Genomic DNA, 6,338 nt, shown 5'->3' with positions numbered 1-6,338 from the left:
GGAATATTCGTACATCCCCTAACGTCAGGCAGTTTCGTGCATATCGGAAGCGATGCCCTAGGCCAACGATGCGGCTCCTACGAGAGCGCAGTATCGATGTTTGGCGCGGAGGGAACTTTTTCACCCCGGTCGCATTGATAGAATAGCGGGACAGGTCGGCTTTGCAGCCGCCTTGAGCCGCTGGTCTGCGTTTAAAACAGGAGGCGAACATGCTGTTCAAGGATCGCACCTTTCACGGCAATCCGCCGCAAGACGACGTTTTGCATGCCCGTTCGGTGCTCGAAGCCGCAGTGGCATCCAGGCTGGCGGCGGTCGGCACGCTCGATGCGTCAGACCTCAGCGTCGTCGTCCACGGATCAGAGGTGGCGATAACCGGCAGCCTCTCCTGCCGTGAAGAGATCGACCGCGCCATGGAGGTGGTGATGTCGACCCCCGGCGTCACCGCCGTCAATCACACGATTTTCGTTCGTTCCTTGTAATTGTCGATTTGCCGCGCCTTCGGGCGCGGCTTCATGTCTGCAGCCGGAGATTTCCCGATGATCCTCACCCTGACCGCCGTCGTCTTCGCCGTACTTGGATTGGTGCTGGCGGGCGGTGGTGCTTACCTGGTCGCCTTAGGGGGTAGCCTCTATTACCTGATCACCGGGATCGCTTTTCTGATTACCGCCTTCCTGCTGCTCAAGCGCCACGCCGCCGCGATATGGGTCTATGGCCTCGTCGTGCTCGGCTCGCTGCTCTGGGCGATCTGGGAAGTGCAATTCGACTGGTGGCAATTGGGGCCACGCGGCGGCATCGTCATCCTGCTCGGGTTGTGGCTGCTGACACCGTGGATCCGGCAGCCGCTCGGTCTCGTCAGCCCGGCGGGCTATCGATACGGCGTCAACCCCTGGCCGCTGGCGCTGCCGCTCATCGCCGGCATTGCCGTGGCACTCTATGCGATGACAACCGATCCCCAGGACATGGCCGGTGACCTGCCGCAACGGACGGCGTCGGCGACGACGGTCAGTTTTGGCGGCGCGGTCCCGGATGGCGAATGGCATCAATATGGCCGCACCCCCTACGGCCAGCGTTATTCGCCCCTGACGCAGATCACGAAGGACAATGTCGCCCAGCTGACCGTTGCGTGGCAATATCAGACCGGCGACGTCAAGCTGCCCGAAGATGTGGGGGAGACCACCTATCAGGTGACGCCGCTCAAGGTCGGCAACAGCCTCTATCTCTGCACGCCGCACAACTGGGCGATCGCGCTCGACGCCGCGACCGGCAAGGAGAAGTGGAAATACGATTCCAATGCCGGCCTCAACCCCGACCGGCAGCATCAGACATGCCGTGGCGTCACCTATTACGCCGATCCGGCGGCAACGGCCGGAAGCCCATGCGCCACCCGTGTCTATCTGCCGACTTCCGATGCGCGGCTGATCGCGCTGGATGCAGCCAACGGCCAGATCTGCAGCGCCTTTGCCGAAAACGGCGTGCTGAAGCTGGAAACCGGCATGCCCTACAACCCAGCCGGATATTATTATTCCACCTCGCCGCCCGTCATCGTCGCCGGCAAGATCATCATCGGCGGGGCCGTCAACGACAATTATTCGACGCAGTCGCAATCCGGCGTGATCAGGGCCTTCGATGTCCAGACCGGTGCTCTCGTGTGGAACTGGGATTCCGGCAATCCGACCGAGACGACGCCCCTGCCTGCCGGCCAGACCTATACGGCCAATTCGCCGAACAGCTGGTCGGTGTTCAGCGTCGACGAACAGCTTGGCCTCGTCTACATCCCGCTCGGTAACCAGGTGCCCGATCAACTCGGCATGGGCCGCAGCGACAATGTCGAGCGCTATTCCTCGTCGATCGTCGCGCTCGACATCGAGACCGGCAAGGATCGCTGGGTGCGGCAGACGGTGCATCACGACCTCTGGGACATGGACGTGCCGGCGCAGCCGGCACTTCTCGACATCGCCAAAGCCGACGGCTCGACTGTGCCGGCGCTCGTCGGCCCGACCAAACAGGGCGATATCTACGTTCTCGACCGGCGCACCGGCGAGCCGATCATTCCGGTCAAGGAAGTTGCCGCGCCGACCGGCGCGATCCCGGAGGATTTCACTGCCCCGACGCAGCCGGTCTCGGACCTCACCTTCATGCCGCCGCCGCTGATGGAAAAGGACATGTGGGGCATCACCATGTTCGATCAGCTCGCCTGCCGCATCGCCTTCCACCAGCTGAAATACGAGGGACGATATACGCCGCCGTCGCTCGAAGGCACCCTCGTCTATCCCGGCAACTTCGGAACCTTCAACTGGGGAAGCGTGGCCGTCGATCCCGAACGGCAGATGATGTTCGGCATGCCCACCTATCTGGCATTCACCTCCCGGCTGGTGCCGCGGGCGCAGATTCCGGCACGCGAACAGGGCCAGAAAGGCAGCGAGCAGGGATTGAACCGCAATGAAGGCGCGCCTTACGGCGTTTATATGGGGCCGTTTCTCGGCCCGCTACAGATCCCCTGCCAGGCACCGCCATGGGGTTACGTTGCCGCGGCCGACCTCAGGACCGGCAAGATCGCCTACAAGCACAAAAACGGCACCGTGTATGACATGACACCGCTGCCCCTGCCCTTCAAGGTCGGCGTGCCTGGCATCGGTGGTCCGATCATCACCAAGGGCGGTATCGCCTTCCTCGGTGCGGCCGTAGACAACTATCTGCGCGCCTACGATCTCGACGACGGCCGCGAGCTCTGGCGTGCCCGGCTTCCGGCAGGCGGCCAGGCAACACCGATGACCTATGAACAGGACGGACGGCAATATGTGGTGATGGTTGCCGGCGGCCATGGTTCGGTCGGAACCAAGCCCGGGGACTATGTCATCGCCTATACGCTTCCGAAGTGAGACGGATGCTCGCTGGCTGCCCAAGAATTTGCCGTGAGAGCGTGCCGCCTGCCCCTTCTCCCCTCGGGGAGAAGGTCGCGGCAGCGGGATGAGGGGGTGCCCCACGGCAAAACCTATCCGCTTGGCGCGCTCCCCCTCATCCAACCCTTCGGGCCACCTTCTCCCCGCGGGGGAGAAGGGGAAGAGGCGCCATCACTCCCGGCGAGCGACGACCGGGACGTAGTCCTCCAGTTCCGGGGCAGGAAAGCGGATCGTTTCTCCCCGCTCGGCCGACAGATAGAGGCCCATCAGCATCTCGACGACGGCGAGGCCGTCCTCAAACGTTTCGATCGGCCTTTCGCCCTTGCGGAAACATTCGACCATATGGCGGTTTTCGTCGGTGTAGCCGTAGACGCCGGCTTCATCCTCCAGCACCGGCATCAGCCCCTGCTCGGCATTCTGCTTCTCGACCAGATCTTCGCCTTCGCTGCCATGCACGGCCCGCGACATGAAGATCTTCAGGCCGGTGTTGAGCGAGCTGTATTCCAGCGCATATTCCGGACCGAGCAGTTCCAGCTGGATACGCAGGCCAGCGCCGACATAGGCCCAGGAGGTGGTCGCCTCGATCATCAGGTCGTTGCCCTCTTCATCGGCAAGCGTCACGGTGGCGCGGGCGAAATCTTCAGAGGGATGGTTGCGGTAATCGACCTCGCGGCCGAAACGGCTTGCCAGCTGGTCGGCATAATGCGGCCGGGTCCATTTCAGGTTGGCGACCGTGCCGTTCACCGCCTTGACGGTGAGGGAATTGCGCGGCTTGCCCGGTTCAGTCAGGAGATGGCGGGCGACCTCGACGCTGTGGCACATCATATCCGACAACACCCCGCCGCCCTGCTTGTCGCCCTGCCAGAACCACGGCTCGTGCGGCCCGGAATGTTCTTCCGCCGCACGGGCGAGATAGGGACGACCGGTGGTCAAGGCCGCGCGGCGCCAGATGATTTCCTTGCCGCGCAGAACCGGCGTGGCGAAGACCTGGTTTTCGAGATAGCCATGGTTGAGGCCGGCATCTTCGACAAGGCGCAGCATCTCGCGGGCTTCGCCGACCGTGCGCGCCAGCGGTTTTTCGCAGGCGACGGCAAAGATCTTGCTGCGGCCGGCCTTCACCGCAGCGTGCAGCGCACGCATGACGTCGAGGCGCGTATAATTGGGCGACAGGATCCAGATGGCATCGACGTCGTCGGCCGACAGCAGGTCTTCGAGCGAGGCATGGCTGCGGCATTCACCGAGTTCGAGCGCGGTGACTTCGGCGGCAAAACGGGCGCGCTTTTCGGCGCTGCGGCTATAGACGCCGGTGACTTCGACATTGCGCACGCCCACCATGGATTTCAGGTGGAAATGGGCGATGAAGCCGCTGCCCACAAACCCGATACGCAATGTCTTCTTCGGCAATTCCGTCATGATCTGCTCCTTGAAAATGTCGATGTCAGGCCGGTGGAGGCGCCGTGCTGGCGCGGACGAGAAGCTCCGTCGGCATGACGATGGGTTCAGGGGGGCCGGCCTCGCCGGCAAGAATGGCCAGCAGCACGGTCATCGCCATGCGGCCGATGTCGAGGCGCGGCTGGCTGACCGTGGTCAGCGGCGGATGAAAGGCCTGGCTGAGATAGAGATCGTCGAAGCCGACGACGGAAACATCGCCGGGCACATCGCGCCCCATGCGCCGCAACTGGTGGATCGCGCCATAGGCCATTTCGTCGTTGGCGACGAAGATGGCGGTCGGCGGTTCCTCCAGCGCCAGCAGGTGGCGCACGGCGTCGCGGCCGGATTCCAGCAGGTAGTTGCCGTGCTGCTCGTAACCGTTGGGTATCTCGAGGCCTGCTTCGGCCATCGCCTGGCGGTAACCCTCGCGGCGGCCGACGCTCATCGTTTCCGGCATCGGACCGGTGATATGGGCGATCCGCCGGTGCCCGAGTTCGACAAGATGGCGCACGGCCGAGCGCGATGCAGCGGTATTGTCGATCTGCACATGCGGAAGCCCGGCATTCTCGACGATTTCCAGCGCCACGACAACGGCGAGGTCTTCGATGCCGGAGGGTTGGCCAGCAATCTCGCCCGGCAGCTTGCCGGTCATCAGGATCATGCCGTCGGCATGGCCGTCGCGCAGCATGTCGAAATATTCCGCCTCGCGCTCCGGATCGTTTTCCGTGTTGCCCATCAGCACCGAATAGCCGGTAGCGCGACCAACGGCCTCGACGCCCTTGAGGACGTCGAGATAGAAGGGGTTTCCGACATCGCGCACCACCAGCAGCACCGCCATGGAGCGCTGCGTGCGGAGATTGCGTGCCCGGACATTCGGCCGATAGTTCAGTTCGCGGGCGATCTCGTGGATGCGCCGCCGCGTCGCTTCCGTCACCAGGCCGGAATCGGTCAGTGCCCGGGAGACGGTCGCCGGCGACACCCCCGCCCGCTCGGCGATGTCCTTGATCTTGGGCCGGTCGTTCATGCCCGCATCGCCCGCCCGCGACCATAAAGCAGCATCAGGAGCAGCAGTGTCGCGCCGAACACCATCTGGCGGCCGGAATCGGCGATGTTGACGGTGGTCAGGATGCTTTGCAGGATGACGAGAAGCACGGCGCCGGCCATGGTGCCGGTATATCCGCCCTTGCCGCCGGCAAGCGAGGTGCCGCCGAAGACGACGGCGATGATCGACGGCAGCATGTATTGTTCGCCGACATTGGCGAAGGAAGAGCCGGAGTAGCCGAGCAGGCACAGCCCGGCGATGGCCGCAAACATGCCGGAGATGACGAAGACGGAGACGCGCATCAGCTTGACGGGCACGCCCGCCACGTAGGCAGCATGCTCATTGGAACCGATCGCATAGATCCGATGGCCGAAGACGGTACGGGTGAGCATCAGTGCCATCGCCACCCCGATCAGCACCCAGAGCCAGATGATGCCCGGCAGGCCGAGGAGGAACGGCTGCGTCACGAAACTGGAGAGGCCGGGGGCGGCCTGGCCGGAGGGGATGCCCTGGCGCACGACGATCAACAATCCCTGCAGCACGCCGAGCATGCCGAGCGTCATCACCAGCGGCGGGATGCGCAGCAGCGTCACGCCAAGGCCGTTCAGGAGACCGAAGAACCCACCGACCGCGAGGCAGGCCAAAACCGCCGGCACGATGCCGATGTCGGCGCCGTTCATCACATTGCCGCCGACGATGGCCGACAGCGACACGACGCCGCCGACGGAGAGATCGATCCCTTCCCGGCCGCCAAGGATGACGACGTTCTGCCCGGCGGCAACGATGCCGAGAAGGGCCGCAACGATGAGCAGGCGGAGGATCTGCTGGCCCGAGGCGAAGCCGGGCGACAGGGCGTTGCCGGCAAACAGCAGCACGACGATCAGCACCAGCGCAATGACCAGCGGCCGCTTGAGGAATTCGGAAATCGCCGCAGTGGTTTTGCCGGCGCCCGTTTCGTTGACCAT

5 protein-coding genes are annotated in these 6,338 nt (G+C 64.0%); 2 read left to right on the top strand and 3 right to left on the bottom strand.

What is annotated here, in order from left to right; all coding sequences use genetic code 11:
* Positions 1 to 209: 209 nt before the first annotated feature.
* Positions 210 to 479 (top strand): BON domain-containing protein, encoded by a 270-nt coding sequence (locus tag ACSQ3I_RS15165; RefSeq protein ID WP_436000219.1) that lies wholly within the window; start codon positions 210 to 212, stop codon positions 477 to 479.
* Positions 480 to 536: 57 nt separating this feature from the next.
* Complete coding sequence (locus ACSQ3I_RS15160) at positions 537 to 2,879, top strand: glucose/quinate/shikimate family membrane-bound PQQ-dependent dehydrogenase (protein ID WP_436000244.1); 2,343 nt, start codon at positions 537 to 539, stop codon at positions 2,877 to 2,879.
* Positions 2,880 to 3,071: 192 nt separating this feature from the next.
* Here ACSQ3I_RS15160 and ACSQ3I_RS15155 read toward each other — a convergent pair whose 3' ends face one another.
* Genes ACSQ3I_RS15155 through ACSQ3I_RS15145 form a run of 3 tightly spaced genes read right to left on the bottom strand, consistent with a single transcriptional unit; the run spans position 3,072 to position 6,338 of the window.
* Positions 3,072 to 4,313: a Gfo/Idh/MocA family protein gene (locus ACSQ3I_RS15155; RefSeq protein ID WP_436000217.1), complete on the bottom strand. Its 1,242-nt coding sequence runs from the start codon at positions 4,311 to 4,313 to the stop codon at positions 3,072 to 3,074.
* Positions 4,314 to 4,338: 25 nt separating this feature from the next.
* Positions 4,339 to 5,355, bottom strand: coding sequence for a LacI family DNA-binding transcriptional regulator (locus ACSQ3I_RS15150; protein ID WP_436000215.1), 1,017 nt, complete (start codon positions 5,353 to 5,355; stop codon positions 4,339 to 4,341).
* Positions 5,352 to 6,338: an ABC transporter permease gene (locus tag ACSQ3I_RS15145; RefSeq protein ID WP_436000242.1), complete on the bottom strand. Its 987-nt coding sequence runs from the start codon at positions 6,336 to 6,338 to the stop codon at positions 5,352 to 5,354. Before ACSQ3I_RS15145 ends, ACSQ3I_RS15150 begins: the two co-directional genes overlap by 4 nt.

Origin of the sequence: Rhizobium sp. LjRoot30 (assembly GCF_964253915.1) — a bacterium.
Taxonomy (GTDB): domain Bacteria; phylum Pseudomonadota; class Alphaproteobacteria; order Rhizobiales; family Rhizobiaceae; genus Metarhizobium.
The sequence above is the reverse complement of the archived record's forward strand: the minus strand, read 5'-3'. Positions and strand labels throughout refer to the sequence as shown.

Bases quoted from the DNA above. Each gene is read 5' to 3' on its own strand.
- ACSQ3I_RS15165 (WP_436000219.1), top strand. From the start codon at position 210: ATGCTGTTCAAGGATCGCACCTTTCACGGCAATCCGCCGCAAGACGAC.
- ACSQ3I_RS15160 (WP_436000244.1), top strand. From the start codon at position 537: ATGATCCTCACCCTGACCGCCGTCGTCTTCGCCGTACTTGGATTGGTG.
- ACSQ3I_RS15155 (WP_436000217.1), bottom strand. From the start codon at position 4,313: ATGACGGAATTGCCGAAGAAGACATTGCGTATCGGGTTTGTGGGCAGC.
- ACSQ3I_RS15150 (WP_436000215.1), bottom strand. From the start codon at position 5,355: ATGAACGACCGGCCCAAGATCAAGGACATCGCCGAGCGGGCGGGGGTG.
- ACSQ3I_RS15145 (WP_436000242.1), bottom strand. From the start codon at position 6,338: ATGGTCAACGAAACGGGCGCCGGCAAAACCACTGCGGCGATTTCCGAA.